Below are 24,395 nucleotides of genomic sequence, written 5' to 3'. Positions count from 1 at the left end.
ATTATTATTCTCAAACAAAAAGAGCTTAACTTATAAAAAGTTAAGCTCTTTTTGTTATTTTGCGTCTTGCAATGCAAATGTTAATTCACAACTACATGCTACTTGTCCATCTACGGTTGCTTTAGCATTACCTTTACCGATAGGGCCTTTAATTTTAGTAATCTCTACTTCTAAAGTTAAAGTATCTCCAGGTACAACTTGGTGCTTAAAACGACATTTATCAATCCCTGCAAATAAAGCAAGTTTACCTTTATTATCTTCGTTATTTAACATCGCTACAGCTCCTGTTTGTGCTAAAGCTTCAGTAATAAGTACGCCAGGCATTACAGCATATTCTGGAAAATGCCCATTGAAAAATGGTTCGTTTCCGGATACTTGTTTAATACCAACACAACGTTTACCTTCTTCATATTCCACTACTTTATCAATTAATAAAAATGGTTGTCTATGTGGGATGATTTGTTTGATTTGATTATAATCGAAAATAGTTTCCATTTTATTAAATCCTCCAATAATCTATGTTTAGTTTAGTCGTTGACTCTTTCAATATTAGCGCCTAGCGAATTTAATTTACCATGTAAATTCACATAACCACGATCTAAATGTTTTAACTCAGTAACATGCGTAGTTCCTTCAGCAACTAATCCAGCTAAAATTAAGGCTGCCGCTGCACGTAAATCCGTAGCTTTCACTTGAGCGCCTTGAAGTTGGCTCTTACCTTGAATTTTTGCACTTCTACCTTCTACAGTAATGTTAGCGTTCATACGTTGGAATTCACCTACATGCATAAATCTATTTTCAAATACTGTTTCAGTCACAACTTTATTACCTTCTACCGTTAACAACAATGCCATCATTTGCGATTGCATATCCGTAGGGAATCCGGGATGTGGTAATGTTTTAACGTCTACAGGTTTTAAGTCACCTTCTGCGCTAACACGAATAGCATCATCAAAATACTCAAGGTTTACTCCCATTTCTTCTAATTTATATACTAAACTTGTCATATGTTCTTTAATAGCACCTTTAACCAATACATCTCCACGTGTGATTGCACCAGCTATTAATAAAGTGCCAGCTTCTATACGGTCAGGTATTATAGAATGTGTCACTCCATGAAGTTTATCTACGCCATTAATTGTGATTGTATCTGTACCTGCGCCTAAGACATTTCCACCCATTTCGTTAATGTAGTTTGCTAAATCAACAATCTCTGGTTCGCGTGCTACATTTTCTAAAACAGTTTTGCCTTTGGCTAATGAAGCAGCCATAATAATATTTTGGGTTGCGCCTACACTTGGAAAATCTAAATGTATTGTCGCACCTCTTAATCCGTTTTTAGCGTTAGCATAAATAAAGCCGCCATCCATATGGATATCAGCACCTAATTCTTCAAAGCCTTTGATATGTTGTTCTATAGGTCTAGATCCTATCGCACAACCTCCTGGTAAAGCAACTTTTGCATGACCTAAACGTGCTAATAAAGGTCCCATAACTAGAATGCTTGCTCTCATTTTACTCACATATTCATAAGGTGCTTCTTCAAATAAATCTTTAGTCGCATCAACAGTTACGGCTTCTCCATCTTTCTCATAAGTTACATCTGCGTTTAAAGTAGAAATTACATTATTAATCGTTTCTACGTCACTAAGTGCAGGGACATTATGTAATTGACTTATACCTTCCGATGCAAGTAAAGACGCAGTTAATACCGGTAATACTGCATTTTTAGCTCCTGACGCCTTTACTTCTCCTGTTAATCTATTGCTACTTTTTATAACTATCTTGTCCATCATTTATCCTCCACTTAAATTACAATTTCATCTCGTTTAATTTATGAATATTTTCTTTCATATAATTATATCTATATTCAAATTTAAATAACAACTATTTGGATTATTGCAACAAATATTTTACCTGTGTTGAAAATTGTAATAAATCTACAATAAAATTACTCACGGCTGTACCTAATAATATCGCTAAAAATATCATACATACTTGTACCTTTAAAGGTGCACCCTTTTTAAAAAATTGGTCCAATCTGAGTACATTTAGTGCCCAATAACTTAAACAAATACATACGACATGCAATATCAAATGTATAATTGCAAACTGACCTAAATACTCCATGTTAAATTCTCCTCATTCATCTCTATTAAAGTATTCTACACGAAAAATCCCCCAAAAGATACTTTTCATTTAAATAATATAGTGATTATTTTAAATATAACTTTAACCAATGATTTTATGCAAAGTCCACAATTTTTATCAATTTAATCTTTATAAATTTTAATGACAAAAAAAGAGAAGTTCCTGATTGGAACTTCTCTTGAATGAAATTATTTTAAGCTAGATACATAAAGTCTGTTATTTGCACGTTCTAGCGCACGTTCAGCTCTATGAACATCACCGCGATCTTGTTCACTATTTATATGCTCTTCGGCTTTTGTTTTAGCTGATTGAGCTCTTTCAACATCAATGTCTTTAGCAGCTTCAGCAGTTTGAACAATAATCGATAATTTATGTTGTCTTATTTCAACAAAACCTTCACTCACTGCGATAAATTCTGAACCATTATCAAAGTTAATTTTGACATATCCAGTTTTTAGCGCTGCTACGGTAGGAATATGGCCATACATGACACCAATCTCGCCAGCAGTAGTTTGTAATACAACTAACTCGACATCTTCCCTATCGTAAACTGAGCCATTAGGAGTGACAATATTTAGGCTTAATGTACTCATTATCCATACCTCCTAATTTTTTAAACTTCAACGCCCATATCTTTAGCTTTTTCTATTACATCATCCATACTTCCAACAAGTCTGAATGCATCTTCTGGAATATGGTCATATTTACCTTCAAGAATATCTTTGAAGTCCGCAACGGTACGTTTAACTGGAACATAAGAACCTTTTTGGCCAGTAAATTGTTCAGCAACGTGGAAGTTTTGAGATAAGAAGAATTGAATGCGACGTGCGCGTTCAACTGTTTGTTTATCTTCTTCAGATAATTCGTCCATACCTAAGATAGCAATAATATCTTGTAACTCACGATACTTTTGTAACGTTGATTGTACTTCACGTGCAACATCGTAATGCTCTTGTCCTACGATATTTGGTTCCAATGCCCTAGAAGTAGAAGCTAATGGATCAACTGCTGGATAAATACCCATTTCAGTTAATTTACGTTCTAAATTAGTAGTAGAATCCAAGTGAGCAAAAACGTTAGCTGGTGCTGGGTCAGTATAGTCGTCGGCAGGTACGAACACCGCTTGAATAGACGTTACAGATCCTTTATTCGTTGAAGTAATTCTTTCTTGTAATTGTCCCATTTCTGTACTTAAAGTTGGTTGGTAACCAACAGCTGAAGGCAATCTACCTAATAATGCTGATACTTCAGAACCGGCTTGTGTAAATCTGAAAATGTTGTCGATAAATAATAATACATCTTTACCTTCTTCATCACGGAAATACTCAGCCATAGTTAGTCCTGATAATGCAACACGCATACGTGCACCAGGTGGTTCGTTCATTTGTCCGAAAACCATAGCAGTCTTTTTAATAACTCCACTGTCGCTCATTTCAAAGTAAAGGTCGTTACCTTCACGTGTACGCTCTCCTACACCAGCAAAAACAGAAATACCACCATGTTCTTGTGCAATATTATTAATGAGTTCTTGAATTAAAACTGTTTTACCTACACCTGCACCACCGAAAAGTCCTATTTTACCGCCTTTAAGGTATGGTGCTAATAAATCTACTACTTTAATACCAGTTTCTAAAATTTCTACGTTTGTAGATAATTCATCAAAAGCTGGGGATTGTCTATGAATTGGGTCGCGACGAACTGAAGAATCAATCTCTTCATCCAAATCAATTACGTCGCCTAGTACGTTAAATACTCTACCTAATGTGGCGTCTCCAACTGGTACACTAATACTTCTACCAGTATCTTTAACTTCAGTACCACGTTTTACGCCTTCTGTTCCATCCATTGCAATAGTTCGAACTACGTCGTCGCCTAATTGAATAGCGACTTCTAATGTTAAAGATGTCGTTTCTTCGCCATTTTCAACATCTAAAACTAAAGCATTGTTAATTTCAGGCACTTCGTTATGTTCAAAACGAACGTCTACGACTGGCCCCATAATTTGGGTCACACGGCCTACTCCCATTTTTGTATCCTCCTTTAATTCTATTCAAGTGCAGCTGAACCACCGACAATTTCAGTAATTTGTTGGGTGATTTCTGCTTGTCTCGCTCTATTGTATTCTAATGATAAATCATCAATAAGATCTGATGCATTATCTGACGCATTTTTCATTGCAGTCATACGTGCTGCATGTTCACTTGCTTTTGCATCTAAGATTGTTCCGTATATTAAGCTTTCCACGTATTGAGGTAAAATTACGCTCAATATTGATTCTTTGTCAGGTTCAAATTCATAAGAAGACATTTGACCATGTCCAAGACTTGAATCTTCTGGAGATAATGGAAGTACCGTTTTCTTCGAAGGTTTATTTTCTAAAACATTGACAAAATGGCTGAAATAAATCGTTAATTCATCGATATCCTCATCACTATATAAATCAATCGCCTTTTCAGCAATGGCTTGAACGCTTTTGAAAGAAGGTTGATCTGGCACTTCCGTTAAAGAGTCATCAATGCGATATCCTTTATTAGTTAAAAAATCTACGCCAGTTTGACCTAATACCATTAATGAATAATCATCATTATCTTTATGATGTGAATCCATATCTTTAATTAGACTTTTCAATACATTGGCATTGTATGCCCCTGCTAAACCTTTGTCACTGGTAATGACTAAGTAACCACGTCTTTTAATTTCACGTTGTTGTAGCATTGGATGGTTTGAATGTTGATTTGCACCTGCTACTGCAGTAATTGCATCTTGCATTTTATCCATGTATGGTCTAAATAATTTTGTATTATCTTCCGCACGACGTAACTTAGAACTTGATACCATGTTCATCGCTTTGGTAATTTGTTTCATCTTTTTCGTGGATTTTATACGTGTATCAATTTCTTTAAGAGATCCCATTATCTCACCACCTTTTCATAACTCTTACTACTTATTCTGATTTACTAAAGCTTCTTTTGAATTCATTAATTGTTGTTTCAAATTTATCTGAATCAGGTAATCCACCAGTTGTTCTAATTTCTTCAAGTAATTCTGTTGCATTTGATTTTGCCCAAATGTTTAATTCACTTTCGAAACGTGTAATATCTTCAACTGGAATATCATCTAAGTGACCTTTAGTTAAAGCAAAAATAATTAATACTTGATTTTCTACAGGTAGTGGTTTGTTTTTGTCTTGTTTTAACACTTCTACAGTACGTTTACCACGTTCAAGCTTTTGTGCAGTATATTCGTCTAAATCTGAACCAAATTGTGCGAATGATTCTAACTCACGGAAAGATGCTAAATCTAAACGTAAAGTACCTGCTACTTTTTTCATAGCTTTAATTTGCGCCGAACCACCTACACGTGATACTGATTGTCCCGCGTTAATAGCAGGTCTTACACCAGAGAAGAATAAATCTGATTGTAAGAAGATTTGTCCATCAGTAATAGAAATAACGTTAGTAGGTACGTACGCAGAAATATCTCCTGCTTGAGTTTCAATAATTGGTAGCGCCGTAATTGAACCACCACCTAATTCGTCATTTAATTTGGCTGCTCTTTCTAACAATCTACTATGTAAGTAGAACACGTCACCTGGGTATGCTTCACGACCTGGTGGTCTACGTAATAATAGTGATAATTCTCGGTAAGCAGATGCTTGTTTAGTTAAGTCATCATAAACAATTAATACATCTTTTCCATCAAACATAAACTCTTCGCCAATCGTTACACCAGCATATGGAGCAATGTATAGTAATGGAGCCGGATCTGCAGCAGACGCAGATACAACGATTGTATAATCTAGAGCACCTTCTTGACGCAGTTTTTCAACATTAGCACGAACAGTTGAATCTTTTTGTCCAATAGCTACATAAATACAAATAGTGTCTTGGTCATGTTGATTTAAAATCGTATCTAATGCCACTGTCGTTTTACCAGTTTGACGGTCACCAATAATTAACTCACGTTGCCCTTTACCGATTGGTACTAATGCATCAATAGCTTTTATACCTGTTTGTAACGGTTGGTCTACTGATTTACGATCCATTACACCAGTAGCTTTTTTCTCTACGGGTCTTGTTTTAGTAGTATGGATTGGACCTTGTCCATCGATAGGTTGTCCTAATGGGTTAACTACTCTACCTATTAATTCGTCACCCACTGGGACTTCCATAATACGACCGGTGCGTTTTACTTCGTCGCCTTCTTTAATATCGTCATATGGTCCTAAAATAACAACACCAACGTTTGATTCTTCTAAGTTTTGAGCTAAGCCCAATACGCCGGTATTAAATTCTATGAGCTCTCCAGCCATTACATCGTTTAAACCATGAATTAAAGCAATGCCGTCACCAATTTGTAAGACTGTACCAACATCAGTTACAGACATTTCCGACTCATAATTTTCAATTTGTGAGCGTAGTAATGCACTGATCTCTTCAGCTTTAATGGCCATCTATGTCACTCCTTTGTTATTAATTAATGCACTTTTTTAAAATTTTTCTCTAATTGAGCTAAATCGTTCTGAATACTCGCATCCATTACCTTAGTCCCTACTTTCACACGTATACCACCGATTAATTGCTCGTTGATTTCGTTTTTAAGCAATACTTTAGATAATTTTGTTTGCTGTATTATTTTCTTTCCGATTTCATCTAATTCTTCATTTGATAAAGCATATACTGATTCTATAACTGCGTAATCTCGGTTATTGTGTTTATTATATAGATGGTTAAATGAACTATATACTTCACTAACCATTCCAAGATGTCTATTAGAAGCAAGTACTTTTAACATATTCAATAAGTAGTCATTTGCACTCGCAAATACCTTTTCAGCAAAATGAACGCGTTGTTCTTTATTTTTCTTAGGGTCAAGATCTAACTCTTTTAAAACTTGGATTTCAGATGAAACCGCATTTTCAACCTCAGAAAACTGTTCATAAACCACATCCAAATTATTAGCATCAAGAGAGGTGCCAAATAAAGCTTCAGCATATTTCATTGCTACTTTCGCCATTATTTATCCCCTGCCTCTTTAATGTACTTTTCAACCAATGATTTTTGGTCTTGTTCGCTGATTTCTTTTTGTAATACTTTAGAAGCAATAAGAACAGATAAATCCGACACTTGATTATTAATATCCGCAATAGCGCGTTCTTTTTCACTATTAATTTCATTTTGCGCCGTTTCGATCATACCATTAGCACGTACGTTAGCTTCATGAATAATTTCTTCATGTTGTTGACGTGCTTGAACTTTTGCTTCTTCTATCATTCTTTGAACCTCTTCTTGAGTTTCTTTTAACGTTTGTTTATTTTGTTCTTCTAACTTTTGTGCATTTAACTTAGCTTGTTCAGCGTCATCAATGTCTTTATTAATGTCACGTTCACGTTTGTCCATAACTTCTTTTAATGGGCCCCATGCGTATTTCTTTAATAATGCTAATAAAACAAGAAATGTTAATATAGTAACAAAAATAGTTCCCCATTGAACGCCATGTGCTTCAGCTGCACCAAGTACGAACGTATTTGTCGTAGCAGTCACTTAGCCTTACACTCCTTTCATGCATAATAACCATTTGCTTAATAGTAAAACGAAGGGCAAAGTCGTAACGACTTCGCCTATTTAAGTGTAATTACATGAACATTACAATGAATGAAATTACAAGACCAAGGATAGGTAACGCTTCAACTAAGCCGATACCGATAAACATAATTGACATTAATTGTCCACGAGCTTCTGGTTGACGTGCTACACCTTCTACTGTTCTTGAAACGATAAGACCATTACCGATACCTGCGCCTAATGCTGATAAACCAATTGCGATTGCTGCTGCGATTAAATTCATTTATAAATCCTCCTAAATTTTGTTTAAATTGTCTGTTAAATCAATTAATGGTCACTTTGTACTTTATGTGACATATAAACCATTGATAGCATAATAAAGATATATGCTTGGATAGAACCAATAAAGATTGAGAATGCTTGCCAAACAACTAATCCTGGTAAGCCAATAATCCAACCCCATGCCAAATGGTTTATTACTAACCCTGAAAGTAAAGTAAGTAATAACTCACCTGCATAAATATTACCGTACAAACGTAGACCTAACGTTAACGTTGAAGTAAACTCTTCGAACACGTTAATCGGTAATAAGAATATTGGCTTTGTATAATTGCCGAAATAGCTCTTGGTGCCTCTCATTTTAATGCCATAATAATGCGTCAACAATATTATGAGTGTCGAAAGTGTTAGAGTAACTGTTGCATCTGCAGTAGGTGATTTCCACCACAACGTATGTCCAGATACAACGGAAAATGGGAGTCCGAGCATGTTACTGACAAAAATAAATAATATCAATGTAACCGCTAGGAAGTGGAATTGCCCACCTTTCGACCAAGACATATTGCTCGATATAATACCTCTAACAAAGTCAAAAACCCACTCTATGAAGTTTTGCTTGCCTGTTGGTCGTTTTTGAAGATTACGCGTACAAATAATAGCTACTACAAATACAATAACCGCTGTAATAATCAACATCATTATGGATGATAAATTAAACACGATGTCTAAACCAAACACTTTCCAACTGACAAGAGGTTGCTTGTGTTGCATGCTTTTTTCACCTCTCTTAATCTTAAACTTTCTTCTTATGAATTAACGGTTTGAAAATAACTAAAACATAAGAAACTAACAAACCAACAATCACACCAAAAATATTAATATTATCTTTATAACAAGCCCATAATACACATGCTAAAATCGCCGTTAAATATCTCCAAATATTGCCCGTAGATATATGTATAGTTTCACTCTTTTTAGCCTTTGACAAATAATATTCGAAAGAAAAAGTATTTATTAGCGATCCTGCTGTCCCTATTATAAGTCCTAATATAAATGGTGAATTTGTGAAAAAAAACACAATAACCAATACAATAAGTGCATATATATAATATTTAATGTATTGATTGAAGATGATGTGAAAACGTTTCAATTTTGTGCCTCATTTCATTAATTCCTAATTTATGAAAACCGTTCCACTCATATAAATTTAATAATAATATAGCGCGTATAGCCTGTCAATTCTATTCAAATTGTTATTAAAAAATCTTAATTTATGTCATTGAATTGTCACAAATAAAGTTAAATATTAATATTTATATAAATGGTTCAGGCTTCTTATTTGTTAAACCAAAATAATATTTTATATTGTCACATATTCTTTTTGAAGCTTGACCGTCACCATACGGATTACGGGCATGACTCATTTGCTTATAATAACTCTCATCATCTAGCAACTGTACAGTAGCATTAAAAATGTGTTCTTCCTGAGTACCCACGATTTTTAAAGTACCAGCTTCAACGCCTTCAGGTCTTTCGGTTGTATCACGTAACACTAACACTGGTTTACCTAATGAGGGCGCTTCTTCTTGAACACCACCTGAATCTGTTAAAATTAAATACGCGTTATTAGCAAAATTATGAAAATCTATGACACCAAGTGGTTCGATTAATTCAATACGTTCATGATTACCTAAATACTGTTGTGCAATTGATCGCACCTTAGGATTTTTATGCATTGGATAAACAACAACAACGTCTTCGTATTGATCTACGACATTTTTGACCGCTTTAAAGATATGCTCCATAGGTTCGCCTATGTTTTCTCTTCTATGTGCAGTTAATAAAATGACACGCTTGTCTTTATGTTTTTGGATAATTTCCGAGTCGTAATCAACTTCAATCGTCGTATCCATTGCATCAATCGCAGTGTTACCAGTAACGACTATTGATGATTCATCTTTGTTTTCATTAATTAAATTACGGGCAGCATTATTGGTAGGAGCAAAGTTCAAGTCTGCCATTACTCCTACCATTTGCCTATTCATCTCTTCAGGGAAAGGTGCATATTTATTCCACGTTCTTAGTCCTGCTTCTACATGACCGATTGGAATTTGATTATACAATGCAGCTAAACTCCCCGCAAAAGTAGTCATAGTGTCACCGTGAACAAGAATCATATCTGGTTGTACTTTTTTAATGACACTTTCTAATTTCATTAACACCCTTGATGTGATTTCCGACAAAGTTTGTCCTTGCTGCATAATATCTAAGTCATAATCAGGTTTTATATGAAAAGTTTCAAGCACTCCATCTAACATTTCACGATGTTGTGCGGAAACTACAACTACGGGTTGTAACTGCTCAGTTTCTTTTAAAGTCTGTACTAGTGGTGCCATTTTTACTGCTTCTGGCCTAGTACCAAAAACAGTCATGATTTTTTTCATACCAATACACTCCCGGAGTTCTATTTTGTGCCAAATAAACGGTCACCAGCGTCGCCTAGACCTGGGATGATATATGCATGGTCATCTAATTTTTCATCTAATGCTGCGATATAAATATCAACGTCTTCATGAGCCGCTTTCATTTTTTCTACACCTTCTGGCGCTGCGATTAAGCACATAAAACGGATGTGTTTTGCTCCTCTTTTCTTAAGAGAATTAATTGCTTCAATTGCTGAAGAACCAGTAGCTAACATTGGGTCAACTACAACGATTTCTCTTTCTTCAATATCTTGAGGTAATTTAGCAAAGTATTCCACAGCTTCTAGTGTTTTAGGATCTCTATACAAGCCGATATGACCAATTCTGGCAGCTGGTACAAGGTTTAAAATACCTTGTGTCATTCCTAAACCTGCTCTTAAAATCGGTATGAATGCTAATTTTTTACCTGTTAAACGTTTCGCAATCATTTCAGTAACAGGTGTTTCTATTTTAACATCTTGTAATTCTAAATCTCTTGTAACTTCATATGCCATTAACATACCTACTTCGTCTACAAGTTCTCTGAATTCTTTCGTACCAGTGTGTACATCTCTAATGTAACTTAATTTGTGTTGGATTAATGGATGGTCAAAAACATGTACCTTGCCCATATTACATTTCCCTCCTATTTATTAATTATATAAAGGATATTTTGCTGTCAATTGTTTTACTCGATTTTTACCTTCTGATAATGCTTTTTCGTCTTCAGTATTATTAAGCACTAAGCTCATAATTTGAGCTACTTCTTTAAATGCTTGTTCATCAAAGCCACGAGTAGTCGCAGCAGGTGTGCCTAGTCTAATGCCACTTGTAACAAATGGTTTTTCTTGATCAAATGGAATTGTGTTTTTATTACATGTAATACCGATAGCATCAAGTGTTTCTTCAGCAACTTTACCTGTGATACCAATAGAAGATTTTACATCTACTGCTACTAAGTGATTGTCAGTACCTCCAGAAACTACACGGAAACCTTCTTTAGTAAGTGTATCTGCAAGTGTTTGTGCATTTTTAATAACTTGTTGCTGATACGCTTTAAAATCATCTTGTAACGCTTCTCCAAAAGCGATTGCCTTAGCTGCTACAACGTGTTCTAAAGGTCCACCTTGAATACCTGGGAAGATTTTTTTATCAATGTCTTTTTTATATTCTTCTTTACATAAAATCATACCGCCACGAGGGCCACGTAAAGTTTTATGTGTCGTTGTCGTAACGAAATCTGCATATTCAACTGGATTTTGATGTAATCCAACCGCTACTAAGCCTGCGATATGAGCCATATCTACCATTAACTTAGCCCCTACTTCGTCAGCGATTTCTTTAAAGCGTTTAAAATCAATTTCTCGCGAATATGCTGATGCACCCGCAACAATTAATTTTGGCTGATGCTTTTTAGCGATATTTAAAACTTCGTCATAATCAATTTGTTCAGTGTCTTTATCGACACCGTAATCAACGAAATTATAAAATTGTCCACTAAAGTTTACAGGAGCTCCGTGAGTTAAATGTCCGCCATGGCTTAAATTCATACCAAGTACTGTATCACCATATTCTAAAGCAACTAAATAAACAGCCATATTTGCTTGTGAACCAGAGTGTGGTTGAACATTAACATGTTCAGCACCAAATAGCTTTTTCGCACGATCGATTGCAATACTTTCAGAAACATCTACAAACTCACAACCACCATAATATCTTCTATTAGGATAACCTTCAGCATATTTATTAGTTAACACTGAACCTTGCGCTTCCATAACAGCTTCAGAGACAAAGTTTTCTGATGCAATAAGTTCGATATTGTTGTTTTGACGATTAAATTCGTTTTGGATTACTTCATAGATTTCTTGATCTTGCTTTTGGATAAATGACATTGGTATAGTTCCCTCACTTTTTAATTAATTGTATTTCGCTCGTTCGCCACCAATTTTTTTAGGTCTGGAAGATGCCACAGTCACAAAAGCCTCACCGACTTTTTTTGTATCAGTTCGCTCTGGTATAGCGACATGGTTAATATGCATGCCAATAAGTGTTTGGCCAATGTCAATACCTTTAGGTACAGAAATATATTCTACTACCATTGGATCATCTAATTGTTGATAAGCATATGTAGCCATACTGCCACCAGCATGAACATCTGGAACGACTGTAACTTCTTCCATCGTTAATGGGGTAAAATTAGACCGATCTATCGTTACAGCTCTATTAATATGTTCACATCCCTGATATACAAACGACACACCTATTTCTTGCTCAATTGACTTGAGTTGCGTGTATATCTTTTCAGCAACATCCATAGAACCTACAGAACCTATTTTTTCACCAATAATTTCAGAAGTTGAACAGCCTATGATACATAGTTCATTCGGTCTGAAAAAATTGCGATTTTTCAATTCTTCAAGTAACAATGCTAAATCCTGTTCCATTTTTACCCACCTCCTATAAAAGTAATATATATTTTCCCAAATCATACAACTTCAGAAAAAAAATATATAGCAAACTCGCTACACGTTAATATTATAACTTATTTTTCAGATAACTTATAGCAATTATACAAATTTATGCTTTCATTAATTTTTGTTTCAACTTCACTATTAATGCCGATAATTCATCAAAAATTGCTTCATAATCGTTTTTATTCCCACCAAAAGGGTCAGAAATATCGCCTTTTTCTCCCACAAATTCTTTTAAAGTATAAATATTTTTCTGCTCCCCATATTGATTAAATAATGAATTTTTATGCGTTTGCGACATTGTAAAAATATAGTCAGCCGCTAAATCATCACTTGTAAAAGATTGGGAGACACTACTTTCTGGCAAATGTTTTGCTGACAAAATCTCTTGGCTATTTTTAGAAATCGGATAACCATCTATAGCAAAAATACCTCTAGATTCAATGACACATCCTTCTATTTCTTGTTTAGCTATACTTTCTGCCAGTGGACTCCTACACGTATTGCCTGTACAAACAAAAATGATTCTCATAACTCATCTCCTTCTTTCTCTTGTTGGTTAGCTGCTTTCATTAACCTATTCATATAAGCATGGGATGCTTCTGTGTCGTCGAAACCATATATATAAGCTTGGCTGATGTTCGCATCATTATCAAGTCGATGTAAAATACTATATAAATTGTGATTAGCTTCTTTTAAATCTTCGCTATCAGCACAAAGTGAAATAAATGTTGCCGCTTTAGGTACTAAATCTTTCTTGTTTTCAGGCACTATAAAAGCCGTATGATTCCAATCGTTCAATTTTGTTGGCACTTTATTAAAATTCCGAATGATTGTAAGTGGTGTGTCTGGAGCATAGTGCTTATATTTCATCCCTGGCGCTATCGGTTTGTCACTATCGAAGTCGGCATACGCTTCTACGCTATTAGGGATTATTGTTTCAATCATTTGTTTAGTTACTGACCCCGGTCTAGCAATTTTAAAAGGGAACACGGTACAGTCTAAAACAGTGCTTTCTAGTCCTTCCTCACTTTGATCACCATTTATAATGCCGTCAACACGTCCATTTAAATCTTGATAAACATGTTCAAACAATGTTGGAGATGGCCTACCGCTTAAATTGGCACTTGGTGCTGCAATAGGTAAATCCACTTGCTGTAAGATATAACGCCCTACTGAATGACTGGGCATTCTTACTGCAATAGAAGCCAATCCACCGGATACGTGTTCACATAAATAGCCAGCCTTCAGAGGTACAATAAAAGAAATTGGCCCCGGCCAAAAATAACGCATTAACGTTAAAGTAGCTGCTGAAATATTTTCGGTAAAATTATCTAACTGTTTCATACTATGAATATGTACGATTAAAGGATTATCTGATGGTCTTCCTTTGGCTTCATAGATAGCTTTAACTGCTTTGTCATCTTTAGCATTGCCACCTAAGCCATAGACAGTTTCTGTTGGCAGGGCTATTAATCCACCCTCTTCATATATTGTCTTTATTTCTTGCATTTCTTCATTATTAGGTAAATGTGCATCAATATTTCTAAAATCCCATATTTTTGTATCCAACATTGTCACAACCTTTCAGGTTTATTTTAAAATAAAATAAAAAGTTATGCACCTACGTATGATACGCAGACACATAACTCTTACCAATTAAATGAAATGATCCTATCATTATTATTTATATCTTTAAAAACTTTAACGTCTATATTTGAATACATTGCTTTAATCATACTTTTTAGTGTTTCTCCTTGATCAAAACCTATTTCAAATACTACTTTAGCATTCTTATTTAATACTAAAGGTAAATCTTCTAAAATCGATTTGTATATTGCTAAGCCATTATCTTCAGCAAACAACGCACTATCCGGCTCGTATCTAACTACGGATGAAGTCATGATATTAACATCTTTTCTATCAATGTAAGGTGGATTAGAAATTAATCCATTTACGGTAATTTGTCGTTCAATTAATGGGGCTAAAGCATCCCCATGTAAAAATTTAACATCGGCGCGATGTTTATGCGCATTACTTTTAGCTACTTTTAAAGCTTCATAACTAATATCGGTAGCATAAACATCTAACGATTTATTTAACTTTTTCAGCATAACTGGAATATTGCCACTACCTGTGCCAATATCAACGATTTTGTCATTGTCATTTAATTCGTTTAAAAAATGCAACATGACTTCTTCAGTTTCAGGTCTGGGTATTAGACAATGTTTATTCACTCTAAATGTTTCACCATAAAAGCTTTGAAAGCCAACAATATACTGTATTGGTTCACCCTTATATAAGCGGTTAAAGGCATCTTTCATTATACTTCGTTGCGCAATCGTAGGCTCTTCATTATATTTCATAATCATTTCAGTACGATTCCAACCGAATAAATCCATTATTAACCAATCTACGCTTGAAACATCTAAATGCTTAGACTCACATTTCGCTTTAGCATCAGCTATAAACTCATTAAATTTCACCATTATTAAGTTCTTTCAATTTTTCGGTTTGCTCTGACATAGTTAGCGCGTCAATAATTTCATCTAACTTACCTTCCATAACTTGGTCTAATTTCTGTATTGTTAAACCAATGCGGTGATCAGTGACTCTGTTTTGAGGATAGTTATATGTTCTTATTCTTTCTGAACGATCTCCTGTACCAACTGCAGACTTACGTTCTGAAGCATATTTTGCTTCTTCTTCTTGTACTTTCATATCGTAAACACGCGCTTTTAATACTTTCATCGCTTTCTCTCGGTTTTTAATTTGAGATTTTTCATCTTGTGATGTCACTACTGTGCCTGTAGGCAAGTGTGTTATTCGTACCGCAGAGTCAGTAGTATTGACGTGCTGGCCACCTGCGCCACTTGAACGATAAGTATCAATTTTAATATCTTCATTACGTATTTCTATTTCTACATCTTCTGCTTCTGGTAGTACGGCAACAGTTGCAGTAGATGTGTGAATACGTCCACCTGATTCAGTTTCAGGTACTCGTTGAACTCGGTGTGCACCATTTTCATATTTTAATTTTGAATATGCACCCTGCCCTTGGATCATAACACTTATTTCTTTATAACCACCGTGGTCGCTATCATTCATTTCTACAACGTCCGTTTTGTATCCCAATGTTTCACTGTATCTAGAATACATTCTAAATAAATCACCAGCGAAAATAGCAGCTTCATCCCCACCTGCAGCAGCTCTGATTTCTAATATAACGTTTTTATCATCATTAGGGTCTTTAGGTATAAGTAAAAATTTCAATTCTTCTTCTAATTGAGGAATTCTTTCTTTCGAACTTTGTAATTCTTCTTTTAACATTTCAATCTCATCTTTATCTTTTGTATCATTTAACATTGTTTCAATTTCACCAATGTCTTCATTTACTTGTTTATAATCACGATAAACTTCTACAGTTTTTTGTAATTCCGCTTGCTCTTTGGAATAAGCTCTTAATTTTGATGAATCATTTACAACATCTGGGTCACTTAACAATTCATTAAGTTGTTCGTATCGTTCTTCTACTATATCTAATTGATCAAACACTATAGTTCCTCCTTATCATTATTGCTTGGGGCCACCACATGGTGAGCTCTACATCTAGGCTCATAACTTTCATTTGCACCTACTAATATTATTGGATCATCTATTTTAGCAGGGTTACCATCAATAAGTCTTTGCGTACGACTAGAAGAAGCACCACAAACAGCACATACAGCTTGTAATTTAGTAACAATTTCACTAACAGACAATAATTCTGGAATAGGCTTAAATGGTTTTCCTCTAAAATCCATGTCTAGGCCAGCAGTTATAACTCTATGCCCTTGAGACGCAAGTTGTTCCGCAATTTTCACTACTTCATCTTCAAAAAATTGCACTTCGTCAATGCCTATGATGCCTACGTCTGTCAAATCATGTCTTAATATTTCGGAAGCTGTCGAAATATTAAATGCCTCTATTGCATTCCCATTATGAGAGACTATTTTATCTTTATGATATCGATCGTCTATAGCAGGTTTAAAAACTACAACCTTTTGTTTAGCATATAAACCTCTACGTAAACGTCGTATTAATTCCTCTGATTTACCACTAAACATACTTCCAGTGATACATTCTATCCAACCAGAATGATAAGTTTCATACATAATGAGTCCATCCTTTTCAAAACATAATCGATTTATTATAGCATATTTTCACCACAGAAATCTGTACTTTAACAGTTGTTTTTTATTTATTGTTGAAAACTATGTTTAATTATTTAGTTATGTAAAATAGTAGAACCTTTCGATGACAAGGCTAACAAAAAAAGCACTCTCATATAGATATGAGAATGCTCTATGCCAACAATTATTCGTTGCTTGATTTGTAACCGAATTTCTTGTTGAAACGTTCCACACGTCCATCCGCAGCAGCGAATTTTTGACGTCCTGTGTAGAATGGATGTGAATCAGAAGATACGTCTAAACGAATAACTGGGTATTCATTTCCATCTTCCCACTCCATAGTTTCTGATGATGATTTTGTAGAACCACTTAAGAATTTAAAGTCTGTTGTAGTATCTAAAAAGATAACTTTGTGGTACTCAGGATGAGTATTTTGTTTCATAGTTTTCAGCTCCTTTGCCCTGAACCATCTGGCACAGAGTTGTTTGTGAGTTTTTTACCCAATACTAAATCATTATAATTGTTATACATGTAAAACGCAACCCTCTTTACAAAGTTTCATTTCATATGAGGACATAACAGCAATTAAATGATTTAAATAATAGGTTTCCCCGTCTTGGTACTTTCTTTTGCAGATTGCTGTAATTGTACAAAGAATTCATGATTATTATCAGTACGTTTCAATTTACGTATAAATCTTTCAGTAAAGTCTAATGAATCACTAAACATATTACGTAATTGCCATAACGATTCTAATTCTTTTGGCGAAATTAATAATTCCTCTTTTCTTGTAGAGCTTCGAGCTATATCTATCGCAGGAAAAATACGACGTTCAGCTAATTTGCGATCTAAGTGAAGCTCCATATTACCTGTACCTTTAAATTCTTCATATATCATATCATCCATACGAGAACCTGTATCAACAAGGGTAGTAGCTAAAATTGTTAAACTTCCGCCTGCTTCAATATTTCGCGCTGCACCAAAAAATGCTTTGGGCTTGTGTAATGAAGCCGGATCTAAACCACCAGATAAAGTTCGTCCACTTGGTGGTATGACTAAGTTGTATGCACGCGCTAATCTGGTAATGGAATCCATCAAAATAATGACATCTTTCCCAATTTCAACTAGTCTCTTAGCACGTTCTAACAATAATTCCGCAACTTTCACATGGTGTTGTGGTGGCTCATCGAATGTAGAATGGACAACTTCAGCAGATTCAACGGAACGTTCGATATCTGTAACCTCTTCAGGTCTCTCGCCGACAAGTAGTATGAACAATTCTGCATCTGGCTTATTAACTGCTATAGCATTTGCAATTTCTTTAAGTAATGAAGTTTTACCAGCCTTTGGTGGTGCAACAATTAACCCACGTTGGCCTAAACCAATAGGTGTAATTAAATCCATTATTCTCGTAGAATATTTAGTTTTTTCAGTTTCTAAAACTACACGTTCTTCAGGATATAAAGGGGTTAATGCCTGGAAGTGAGGTCTTTTTTTTACTTCTTCCGCATTTTCATCATTTACAAAGTCAACTTGTAGTAAACCATAATACTTTTCATTGTCTTTTGGTTTTCTAACCTTACCTGTAACTTTATCTCCGCGTTTTATTTCAAATCGTCGTATTTGACTCGCAGATATATAAATATCTTTTTCACCTTTTGAGTAATTAACAGTTCTTAGGAAACCATAACCATCCTGTTGGATGTCATCTAGTACTCCTTCCATATAGTAATTACCGTCTTTTTCCATTTGTGCTTCCATAATCGCTAACACAAGTTCTTTTTTATTTAATTTACTATAGTTTGTTAATTTTAAGGATTTTGCTTTTTGAGTGAGCTCTTTGGTAGTGTAATTTTTATATAATTCGTGGAATGACTCGTACTGAGGTGATGTACGTACTTTGTCAGGCATTATCTTGCACCCATTTCGTAAAAAAATTTATTTAAATAGCCTATTAGTTCACTATTCATCTAATCACTATAGCAAATTTTCTATTTAAATACAAAATGATTTTCAGTTATTGAAAAAATAAAAAGATATTGGGTCGAATAACAACCCAATATCTTTATTTACTATTTAGTTATAAAAACCTGCAATAGATTTAACTTCTAAGAATTCTTCAATACCATAGTCGCCCCATTCACGACCAATACCTGATTGTTTGTAGCCACCAAATGGTAGGTCCGGTTTACGGCCTGCTTCGTTAATTTCAACTGTTCCAGCTTCGAGAGAACGTGCAACTTTTTCTAATTGCTCTTTATCTTTACCAAAGATATAGCTTGCAAGACCATATTTAGTATCGTTAGCAATTTTAATTGCTTCATCTAAATTATTGTAACTAATAATTGACATTACTGGGCCAAAAATTTCTTCTTGGGCGATTGTCATTTTGTTATCAACATTGTTAAATACAGTTGGTCTAGCAAAATACCCTTTTTCTAAGCCTTCTGGTTTACCAGGGCCACCGAAGAATAATTCAGCACCTTCTTCAATACCTTTATCTATATATGATTGAACTTGGTCGAATTGTTTTTTACTAATAATTGGACCCATTTCAGTTTCAGCAGCGGTTGGATCCCCAACTTTAATTTGGCTCATTTTATCTTTAACAGCCGTTAAGAAGTCTGCTTTAATACTTTCCGGAACCAATGTTCTTGTACCAGCTGTACAAACTTGCCCTGTGTTACCGATAACTTTCTTAACAGCTGCGTCTGCAGCTTCATCGATATCAGCATCTTCTAAAATAATATATGGTGACTTACCACCTAATTCAAGTGATACTTTTTTGAAATCTTGCGCCGCTTTTTCCATAATTTTAGAACCAGTTCCGCCCGAACCAGTAAATGATACGATTCTAATACTTGGATGTTCACTAATTGGATTACCCACACCTTCACCATCACCATTTACAAGGTTGAATACACCTTTAGGTACGCCTACTTTATCAAATATTTCAGCTAAAATAATAGCAGCAAATGGAGTTTCTTCAGATGGTTTTAATACTACTGGGCTACCTGCAGCAAATGCAGCAGCTAATTTTAATGATGTTTGGTTAGTTGGAAAGTTCCATGGTGTAATTAAACCTGCAACACCAATCGCTTCTTTAACTACTAAATCATCGCCACGTCTTTCTTCGAATTCAAAATTATCAAGCGCATCACGCGCAGCTTCAAAATGATCTAAGCCCATTTGATAGTGTACTTTTTCAGCATTTGTTACTGGAGAACCTAATTCGTCTCTAATTGCAGCAACAATATCATCTTTTCTATTTTTATATTCTTGTACGATTTTATCTAAAAGATCGCGTCTTTCTTTTACTGGACTGTGTCTGAAGTCAATATATACATTTTCAGCAGCTTCTACTGCTTTGTCAACGTCTTCTTTATTACCTTTTGCAATTGAACCGATAACTTCTTCAGTTGCAGGGTTAACAACTTCAATTGTTTCACCGCTCGCGCTGTCTACCCATTCACCATTTATATATTGCTTAGTGAAGTTTCTCATTATATATTCACTCCTTAAATTTTTACTGTAGTTACATTTTAACAACATTATTTGATTATTAAACCAAAATGCTCATAATATAATGCTAAATCAATAAACGTTAAAATTAGATACAAAAATGTCACGAAAAACTCAATGATTTTCGTGACATACTCCCAAATTATAGTTTATATACAACATAAACGTTATTGCATTTTTTCTAGTTCGATATAATCCTGTGCCCACTTTTCCATAGGTACTAATGCTTGAGCAAGTGCATAACCTTTATCCGTTAACTCATATACGATATTTACCGGGCTAGTTGATACTATTTTCTTTTCGACGAGCCCCCAATCACTTAAATCAGTTAACTTTATACTTAATGCTCGAGGCGTTATAGTCTTCAAATCTCTTTTCATATCGGAAAAGTGTGCTGATTGGTTTGAACATCTAGATAAATAATTAATGATTAGTCCATTCCAACTTCTACCGACAATTTTAAAAGTTTCTTCAAGATAAGGACAAATCTCCATCATATTCACCTCTAATCAACTTCACTAAATTATACAGTCATAAGTTCCTCGTTCTTGATATAATTATTATACCACATTTTTTAAATTTCTTCAGTCCAAATATCTGCGCCCAATGTTGATAATGTCTTAACGATATTTGTGTAACCTCTATAAATATGTTTTACATTATAAATCGTTGTTATTCCTTCTGCTAAAAGCCCTGCAACAATTAAACATGCACCGGCTCTTAAATCACTTGCGTAAACTTCTGCACCTTTTAATCTTGATGGCTTAATCGTTGCCGTACCATTATCAACATATATATCTGCATCCATTTTTTGTAATTCTTCAACGTGTTTAAAGCGAGCTGGATAAATTGTTTCCGTTAAAAAAGAAACACCTTCAGTTAAAAATAATAGCGGTGTTATTGGTTGCTGTAAGTCTGTTGCAAAACCTGGATAAACAAGCGTTTTGATATCCACACTTTTATATGTAGGTTTACGTTTAATAAGTACGCTATCGTCTTCCATCGTTATATCAACACCTAGTTCTTTCATTTTTACTGCTAGAGGTTCTAAATGCGTTGGAATTATATTATTAATTTTCACTTCCTCGCCACAAGCAGCAGCAATACACATATATGTTCCCGCTTCAATTCTATCTGGTATTACTTGATGATTTGAACCTTGTAAATGAGGTACTCCCATTATTTTAATCGTGCTCGTACCAGCACCTTTTATATTAGCACCTAGTGATGATAAGAATGAAGATACATCCACTACTTCAGGTTCTTTAGCTGCATTTTCGATTATCGTTTGCCCTTCAGCACGTACTGCCGCTAACATAATATTAATTGTGGCACCAACACTTACTACGTCTAAGAAAATATTTGCACCGACTAATTTGTCTGCTACTAATTGCATCGAAGTTTCGCTAGATTCATCTATTTCTGCCCCTAATGCTTTAAAACCTTTAATATGTTGGTCAATAGGTCTAGGTCCTAATGGGCAACCTCCCGGCAAACCAATAACACATTTTTTAAATCTTCCTAACATTGCTCCCATCATATAATAAGAAGCTCTCAAAGATTCAACTTTATTATTAGGTAAAGGTGTATTTTTAATCTCAGTAGGATCAACTTTAAGCGTTGAACCTTCAAGCTCAGTATTAATATTTAAATCGCCTAATAAACTTACTAGTGTTTCTACATCAGATATTTCCGGTAAACCATTTATCGTCACTTTATCTTCGGCTAAAATTGCGGCGGGAATAATAGCAACCGCACTATTTTTGGCGCCATGATTGTTCACTGTACCTTTAAGTGTTTGTCCACCTCTAATTTTAATTACTTCTTGAGCCATACGCATGTTCTCCTTTTTTTCAATCACTCGAAATCAAATTTTACACAACACATGAATTATAAAATAAATCGATAATCAATGCAAAAACATATTCCCAAAAGTAAGTAAATTTAAATTATCTCTCTATTAATTTCACTTAGTATTACAATTCCCATTGGAAAGCAATTTAAATCATAATATTATAATATTTTCAAAAAGATTTATTTTGCCGAAATTATAAACGCATATTTTGATAATTAATGCGTTTATTATAACATAAAAAAAGCTATTATATTTTAATATAATAGCTTTTACTGTCTTAATTATTTAGCTTGGTTTGAAGTTCCAAACTCTCTAATCTTACCTTTAACTGTTTCTTTAATCGCTTCACGAGCAGGTCCTAAATATTTACGTGGATCATAAACGTCTTGGTCTGCATTTAATACATCACGAACAGCTTGTGCAGAAGCAATTTGGTTTTCAGTATTTACATTGATCTTAGCAGTACCATAAGGAATTGCTTTTTGAATGTCTTTTGTTGGTATACCTGTACCACCATGTAATACCAATGGTAATCCAGTAGAAGCACCAATTTCTTCCATTTCTTTGAAACCTAGTTTTGGTTCACCTTTGTATGGTCCATGTACTGAACCAAGAGCAGGAGCTAATGTATCAATTCCAGTTCTTTCTACTAATTCTTGACATTCTTTAGGGTCTGCATAAATAACGCCTTCAGCTACAACGTCATCTTCTTGTCCGCCAACAGTACCTAATTCAGCTTCAACTGAAACACCATTCTCGTGAGCGTATTCAACTACTTTTGAAGTAATTTCAATATTTTCTTCGAATGGAGAATGAGAAGCGTCAATCATTACTGAAGTAAATCCAGCATCAATTGCTTCTTTACATTTTTCAAAGCTTGAACCGTGGTCTAAGTGGATAGCTACAGGAATTGTAATATTAAAATCATTCAATAGTCCCTCTACCATTTTCACTACTGTGTAAAATCCACCCATGTAACGAGCAGCACCTTCAGATACACCTAAAATTACTGGTGCGTTCTCTTCTTGAGAAGCTTGTAGTATAGCTTGAGTAAATTCTAAGTTATTTAAGTTGTATTGACCAACTGCATAACCATTTTCTTTTGCATCGATTAACATTTCTTTCATTGAAACTAAAGGCATTAAAGTTCCTCCTTGGGTGCAATGTGCACATATTTTACTATTGTATTATATCAAAATTCACTAATGAATGCATGTAAATTCAATAATTTTAAACAAATTTCATTTACTTATTACATTTAAATATTACCACAAACAAAAGTATATGGATAATTGCATTATATAAGAGGTTTTTATACAATGAATTGATGTAAAAAGAACGGAGGATTACCATGTCTAAAATATTAAACACACAATTAAACGGTATTTTTAATAGATTAGAAGACCAATCTTTAGATATACAAATGGCTGCTCAATGCATCATCCAAGCTATCGGTGGCGAAGGTACTGTATATATAAAAGGGTACGACGATTTAAAGTTTTTCGAATCATTTATCGTCAATAGTTCTGAAAAATTGGAATCAAGTACTATTATGACTCAATCAATTTCTGAAACTTCAATAGATACAACTGATAGAGTACTTTTATTTGCACCCTTCTATAATAAGGACGTTAAAAGCGATGTTGAAGCTTTAATTGAATTAGATGCAGATTTTGTTCTAATTACCAACAAACCGAAAGAAACACATTTTCCAGATCACCTATTCCATTTTATTAACTTAAATACATCTAGACCTATTGTTTATACAGAAGATTACGATAAAATCATTGCACCTCATAGCATGTCATTTAATTATATTTATTATGAAATTTACACTCAGATGATTGAAATGTCGCGAGACTTAGAACTATAAGCTTAAAAAGCTCTAGAAGTATACCTCCTAGAGCTTTTTGCTATTT

At 34.5% G+C, this 24,395-nt stretch carries 28 protein-coding genes; 1 reads left to right on the top strand and 27 read right to left on the bottom strand.

Annotation, left to right across the window (positions count from 1 at the left end; all coding sequences use genetic code 11):
• Positions 1 to 54: 54 nt before the first annotated feature.
• The 27 genes from fabZ to fdaB all read right to left on the bottom strand — a co-directional run bounded on the left by fabZ (position 55) and on the right by fdaB (position 23,618).
• Positions 55 to 495, bottom strand: coding sequence for a 3-hydroxyacyl-ACP dehydratase FabZ (gene fabZ, locus ISP02_RS03710; protein WP_195720304.1), 441 nt, complete (start codon positions 493 to 495; stop codon positions 55 to 57).
• A 32-nt stretch (positions 496 to 527) separates the two neighbouring features.
• A complete protein-coding gene (gene murA, locus ISP02_RS03705; protein ID WP_195721820.1) occupies positions 528 to 1,793 on the bottom strand; it encodes a UDP-N-acetylglucosamine 1-carboxyvinyltransferase in 1,266 nt (421 codons plus the stop codon).
• A gap of 103 nt (positions 1,794 to 1,896) precedes the next feature.
• A complete protein-coding gene (locus tag ISP02_RS03700; protein WP_195720303.1) occupies positions 1,897 to 2,130 on the bottom strand; it encodes a DUF1146 family protein in 234 nt (77 codons plus the stop codon).
• A 209-nt stretch (positions 2,131 to 2,339) separates the two neighbouring features.
• Positions 2,340 to 2,744 carry a F0F1 ATP synthase subunit epsilon gene (locus tag ISP02_RS03695; protein ID WP_195720302.1) on the bottom strand — a complete coding sequence of 135 codons (405 nt, stop codon included), beginning with the start codon at positions 2,742 to 2,744 and terminating at the stop codon, positions 2,340 to 2,342.
• 20 nt (positions 2,745 to 2,764) lie between these two features.
• Positions 2,765 to 4,177 carry a F0F1 ATP synthase subunit beta gene (atpD, locus tag ISP02_RS03690; protein WP_195720301.1) on the bottom strand — a complete coding sequence of 471 codons (1,413 nt, stop codon included), beginning with the start codon at positions 4,175 to 4,177 and terminating at the stop codon, positions 2,765 to 2,767.
• A gap of 20 nt (positions 4,178 to 4,197) precedes the next feature.
• The gene (atpG, locus tag ISP02_RS03685) at positions 4,198 to 5,064 is read right to left on the bottom strand and encodes an ATP synthase F1 subunit gamma (RefSeq protein ID WP_195720300.1); all 867 of its coding nucleotides are present in this window, start codon (positions 5,062 to 5,064) and stop codon (positions 4,198 to 4,200) included.
• A 31-nt stretch (positions 5,065 to 5,095) separates the two neighbouring features.
• Positions 5,096 to 6,604, bottom strand: coding sequence for a F0F1 ATP synthase subunit alpha (atpA, locus tag ISP02_RS03680; RefSeq protein WP_195720299.1), 1,509 nt, complete (start codon positions 6,602 to 6,604; stop codon positions 5,096 to 5,098).
• A gap of 23 nt (positions 6,605 to 6,627) precedes the next feature.
• On the bottom strand, positions 6,628 to 7,167 hold the full coding sequence (locus ISP02_RS03675) for a F0F1 ATP synthase subunit delta (protein ID WP_195720298.1): 540 nt from the start codon (positions 7,165 to 7,167) through the stop codon (positions 6,628 to 6,630).
• Positions 7,167 to 7,694 carry a F0F1 ATP synthase subunit B gene (locus ISP02_RS03670; protein WP_195720297.1) on the bottom strand — a complete coding sequence of 176 codons (528 nt, stop codon included), beginning with the start codon at positions 7,692 to 7,694 and terminating at the stop codon, positions 7,167 to 7,169. The genes ISP02_RS03675 and ISP02_RS03670 overlap by 1 nt, the downstream gene beginning before the upstream one ends.
• A gap of 91 nt (positions 7,695 to 7,785) precedes the next feature.
• The gene (gene atpE / locus ISP02_RS03665; protein ID WP_002510315.1) at positions 7,786 to 7,998 is read right to left on the bottom strand and encodes a F0F1 ATP synthase subunit C; all 213 of its coding nucleotides are present in this window, start codon (positions 7,996 to 7,998) and stop codon (positions 7,786 to 7,788) included.
• A gap of 44 nt (positions 7,999 to 8,042) precedes the next feature.
• Positions 8,043 to 8,765, bottom strand: coding sequence for a F0F1 ATP synthase subunit A (gene atpB / locus ISP02_RS03660; protein WP_195720296.1), 723 nt, complete (start codon positions 8,763 to 8,765; stop codon positions 8,043 to 8,045).
• A 22-nt stretch (positions 8,766 to 8,787) separates the two neighbouring features.
• Positions 8,788 to 9,144 carry an ATP synthase subunit I gene (locus ISP02_RS03655; protein WP_195720295.1) on the bottom strand — a complete coding sequence of 119 codons (357 nt, stop codon included), beginning with the start codon at positions 9,142 to 9,144 and terminating at the stop codon, positions 8,788 to 8,790.
• 163 nt (positions 9,145 to 9,307) lie between these two features.
• Complete coding sequence (gene wecB / locus ISP02_RS03650; RefSeq protein ID WP_195720294.1) at positions 9,308 to 10,438, bottom strand: non-hydrolyzing UDP-N-acetylglucosamine 2-epimerase; 1,131 nt, start codon at positions 10,436 to 10,438, stop codon at positions 9,308 to 9,310.
• A gap of 20 nt (positions 10,439 to 10,458) precedes the next feature.
• The gene (gene upp, locus ISP02_RS03645) at positions 10,459 to 11,088 is read right to left on the bottom strand and encodes a uracil phosphoribosyltransferase (RefSeq protein ID WP_195720293.1); all 630 of its coding nucleotides are present in this window, start codon (positions 11,086 to 11,088) and stop codon (positions 10,459 to 10,461) included.
• Positions 11,089 to 11,109: 21 nt separating this feature from the next.
• Entirely contained in the window at positions 11,110 to 12,348 is a 1,239-nt protein-coding gene (locus tag ISP02_RS03640) for a serine hydroxymethyltransferase (RefSeq protein ID WP_195720292.1), read from the bottom strand.
• Between the two features lie 24 nt (positions 12,349 to 12,372).
• Entirely contained in the window at positions 12,373 to 12,900 is a 528-nt protein-coding gene (locus ISP02_RS03635) for a TIGR01440 family protein (protein WP_195720291.1), read from the bottom strand.
• A gap of 133 nt (positions 12,901 to 13,033) precedes the next feature.
• Positions 13,034 to 13,459, bottom strand: coding sequence for a low molecular weight protein arginine phosphatase (locus tag ISP02_RS03630; protein WP_195720290.1), 426 nt, complete (start codon positions 13,457 to 13,459; stop codon positions 13,034 to 13,036).
• Complete coding sequence (locus ISP02_RS03625; protein ID WP_195721819.1) at positions 13,456 to 14,499, bottom strand: L-threonylcarbamoyladenylate synthase; 1,044 nt, start codon at positions 14,497 to 14,499, stop codon at positions 13,456 to 13,458. The genes ISP02_RS03630 and ISP02_RS03625 overlap by 4 nt, the downstream gene beginning before the upstream one ends.
• A gap of 80 nt (positions 14,500 to 14,579) precedes the next feature.
• On the bottom strand, positions 14,580 to 15,416 hold the full coding sequence (gene prmC / locus ISP02_RS03620) for a peptide chain release factor N(5)-glutamine methyltransferase (protein ID WP_195720289.1): 837 nt from the start codon (positions 15,414 to 15,416) through the stop codon (positions 14,580 to 14,582).
• On the bottom strand, positions 15,403 to 16,482 hold the full coding sequence (gene prfA / locus ISP02_RS03615) for a peptide chain release factor 1 (protein ID WP_195720288.1): 1,080 nt from the start codon (positions 16,480 to 16,482) through the stop codon (positions 15,403 to 15,405). The genes prmC and prfA overlap by 14 nt, the downstream gene beginning before the upstream one ends.
• The gene (locus ISP02_RS03610; protein ID WP_195720287.1) at positions 16,482 to 17,081 is read right to left on the bottom strand and encodes a thymidine kinase; all 600 of its coding nucleotides are present in this window, start codon (positions 17,079 to 17,081) and stop codon (positions 16,482 to 16,484) included. The genes prfA and ISP02_RS03610 overlap by 1 nt, the downstream gene beginning before the upstream one ends.
• A 202-nt stretch (positions 17,082 to 17,283) precedes the next feature.
• Positions 17,284 to 17,541: a type B 50S ribosomal protein L31 gene (locus ISP02_RS03605; protein WP_195720286.1), complete on the bottom strand. Its 258-nt coding sequence runs from the start codon at positions 17,539 to 17,541 to the stop codon at positions 17,284 to 17,286.
• 152 nt (positions 17,542 to 17,693) lie between these two features.
• Positions 17,694 to 19,010, bottom strand: a complete 1,317-nt coding sequence (gene rho / locus ISP02_RS03600) for a transcription termination factor Rho (protein WP_195720285.1) — start codon at positions 19,008 to 19,010, stop codon at positions 17,694 to 17,696.
• A gap of 165 nt (positions 19,011 to 19,175) precedes the next feature.
• Complete coding sequence (locus tag ISP02_RS03595) at positions 19,176 to 20,603, bottom strand: aldehyde dehydrogenase family protein (protein ID WP_195720284.1); 1,428 nt, start codon at positions 20,601 to 20,603, stop codon at positions 19,176 to 19,178.
• A 185-nt stretch (positions 20,604 to 20,788) separates the two neighbouring features.
• The gene (locus ISP02_RS03590; protein WP_195721818.1) at positions 20,789 to 21,115 is read right to left on the bottom strand and encodes a winged helix-turn-helix transcriptional regulator; all 327 of its coding nucleotides are present in this window, start codon (positions 21,113 to 21,115) and stop codon (positions 20,789 to 20,791) included.
• 80 nt (positions 21,116 to 21,195) lie between these two features.
• Complete coding sequence (locus tag ISP02_RS03585) at positions 21,196 to 22,455, bottom strand: UDP-N-acetylglucosamine 1-carboxyvinyltransferase (protein ID WP_195720283.1); 1,260 nt, start codon at positions 22,453 to 22,455, stop codon at positions 21,196 to 21,198.
• Positions 22,456 to 22,757: 302 nt separating this feature from the next.
• Positions 22,758 to 23,618: a class IIb fructose-bisphosphate aldolase FdaB gene (gene fdaB / locus ISP02_RS03580; RefSeq protein ID WP_195720282.1), complete on the bottom strand. Its 861-nt coding sequence runs from the start codon at positions 23,616 to 23,618 to the stop codon at positions 22,758 to 22,760.
• Between the two features lie 209 nt (positions 23,619 to 23,827).
• Between fdaB and ISP02_RS03575 the strand changes: the two genes are divergently transcribed.
• The gene (locus ISP02_RS03575; RefSeq protein WP_195720281.1) at positions 23,828 to 24,349 is read left to right on the top strand and encodes a DUF2529 family protein; all 522 of its coding nucleotides are present in this window, start codon (positions 23,828 to 23,830) and stop codon (positions 24,347 to 24,349) included.
• Positions 24,350 to 24,395 lie beyond the last annotated feature (46 nt).

The sequence above is a fragment of the Staphylococcus durrellii genome, assembly GCF_015594545.1.
Lineage (GTDB): Bacteria > Bacillota > Bacilli > Staphylococcales > Staphylococcaceae > Staphylococcus > Staphylococcus durrellii.
The sequence above is the reverse complement of the archived record's forward strand: the minus strand, read 5'-3'. Positions and strand labels throughout refer to the sequence as shown.

Bases quoted from the DNA above. Each gene is read 5' to 3' on its own strand.
- wecB (WP_195720294.1), bottom strand. From the start codon at position 10,438: ATGAAAAAAATCATGACTGTTTTTGGTACTAGGCCAGAAGCAGTAAAA.
- murA (WP_195721820.1), bottom strand. From the start codon at position 1,793: ATGGACAAGATAGTTATAAAAAGTAGCAATAGATTAACAGGAGAAGTA.
- ISP02_RS03595 (WP_195720284.1), bottom strand. From the start codon at position 20,603: ATGAGAAACTTCACTAAGCAATATATAAATGGTGAATGGGTAGACAGC.
- ISP02_RS03700 (WP_195720303.1), bottom strand. From the start codon at position 2,130: ATGGAGTATTTAGGTCAGTTTGCAATTATACATTTGATATTGCATGTC.
- ISP02_RS03590 (WP_195721818.1), bottom strand. From the start codon at position 21,115: ATGGAGATTTGTCCTTATCTTGAAGAAACTTTTAAAATTGTCGGTAGA.
- atpB (WP_195720296.1), bottom strand. From the start codon at position 8,765: ATGCAACACAAGCAACCTCTTGTCAGTTGGAAAGTGTTTGGTTTAGAC.
- fdaB (WP_195720282.1), bottom strand. From the start codon at position 23,618: ATGCCTTTAGTTTCAATGAAAGAAATGTTAATCGATGCAAAAGAAAAT.
- atpD (WP_195720301.1), bottom strand. From the start codon at position 4,177: ATGGGAGTAGGCCGTGTGACCCAAATTATGGGGCCAGTCGTAGACGTT.
- ISP02_RS03695 (WP_195720302.1), bottom strand. From the start codon at position 2,744: ATGAGTACATTAAGCCTAAATATTGTCACTCCTAATGGCTCAGTTTAC.
- atpA (WP_195720299.1), bottom strand. From the start codon at position 6,604: ATGGCCATTAAAGCTGAAGAGATCAGTGCATTACTACGCTCACAAATT.
- ISP02_RS03610 (WP_195720287.1), bottom strand. From the start codon at position 17,081: ATGTATGAAACTTATCATTCTGGTTGGATAGAATGTATCACTGGAAGT.
- ISP02_RS03675 (WP_195720298.1), bottom strand. From the start codon at position 7,167: ATGGCGAAAGTAGCAATGAAATATGCTGAAGCTTTATTTGGCACCTCT.
- upp (WP_195720293.1), bottom strand. From the start codon at position 11,088: ATGGGCAAGGTACATGTTTTTGACCATCCATTAATCCAACACAAATTA.
- atpG (WP_195720300.1), bottom strand. From the start codon at position 5,064: ATGGGATCTCTTAAAGAAATTGATACACGTATAAAATCCACGAAAAAG.
- atpE (WP_002510315.1), bottom strand. From the start codon at position 7,998: ATGAATTTAATCGCAGCAGCAATCGCAATTGGTTTATCAGCATTAGGC.
- ISP02_RS03585 (WP_195720283.1), bottom strand. From the start codon at position 22,455: ATGGCTCAAGAAGTAATTAAAATTAGAGGTGGACAAACACTTAAAGGT.
- ISP02_RS03635 (WP_195720291.1), bottom strand. From the start codon at position 12,900: ATGGAACAGGATTTAGCATTGTTACTTGAAGAATTGAAAAATCGCAAT.
- fabZ (WP_195720304.1), bottom strand. From the start codon at position 495: ATGGAAACTATTTTCGATTATAATCAAATCAAACAAATCATCCCACAT.
- ISP02_RS03640 (WP_195720292.1), bottom strand. From the start codon at position 12,348: ATGTCATTTATCCAAAAGCAAGATCAAGAAATCTATGAAGTAATCCAA.
- prmC (WP_195720289.1), bottom strand. From the start codon at position 15,416: ATGGTGAAATTTAATGAGTTTATAGCTGATGCTAAAGCGAAATGTGAG.
- ISP02_RS03575 (WP_195720281.1), top strand. From the start codon at position 23,828: ATGTCTAAAATATTAAACACACAATTAAACGGTATTTTTAATAGATTA.
- ISP02_RS03630 (WP_195720290.1), bottom strand. From the start codon at position 13,459: ATGAGAATCATTTTTGTTTGTACAGGCAATACGTGTAGGAGTCCACTG.
- ISP02_RS03605 (WP_195720286.1), bottom strand. From the start codon at position 17,541: ATGAAACAAAATACTCATCCTGAGTACCACAAAGTTATCTTTTTAGAT.
- rho (WP_195720285.1), bottom strand. From the start codon at position 19,010: ATGCCTGACAAAGTACGTACATCACCTCAGTACGAGTCATTCCACGAA.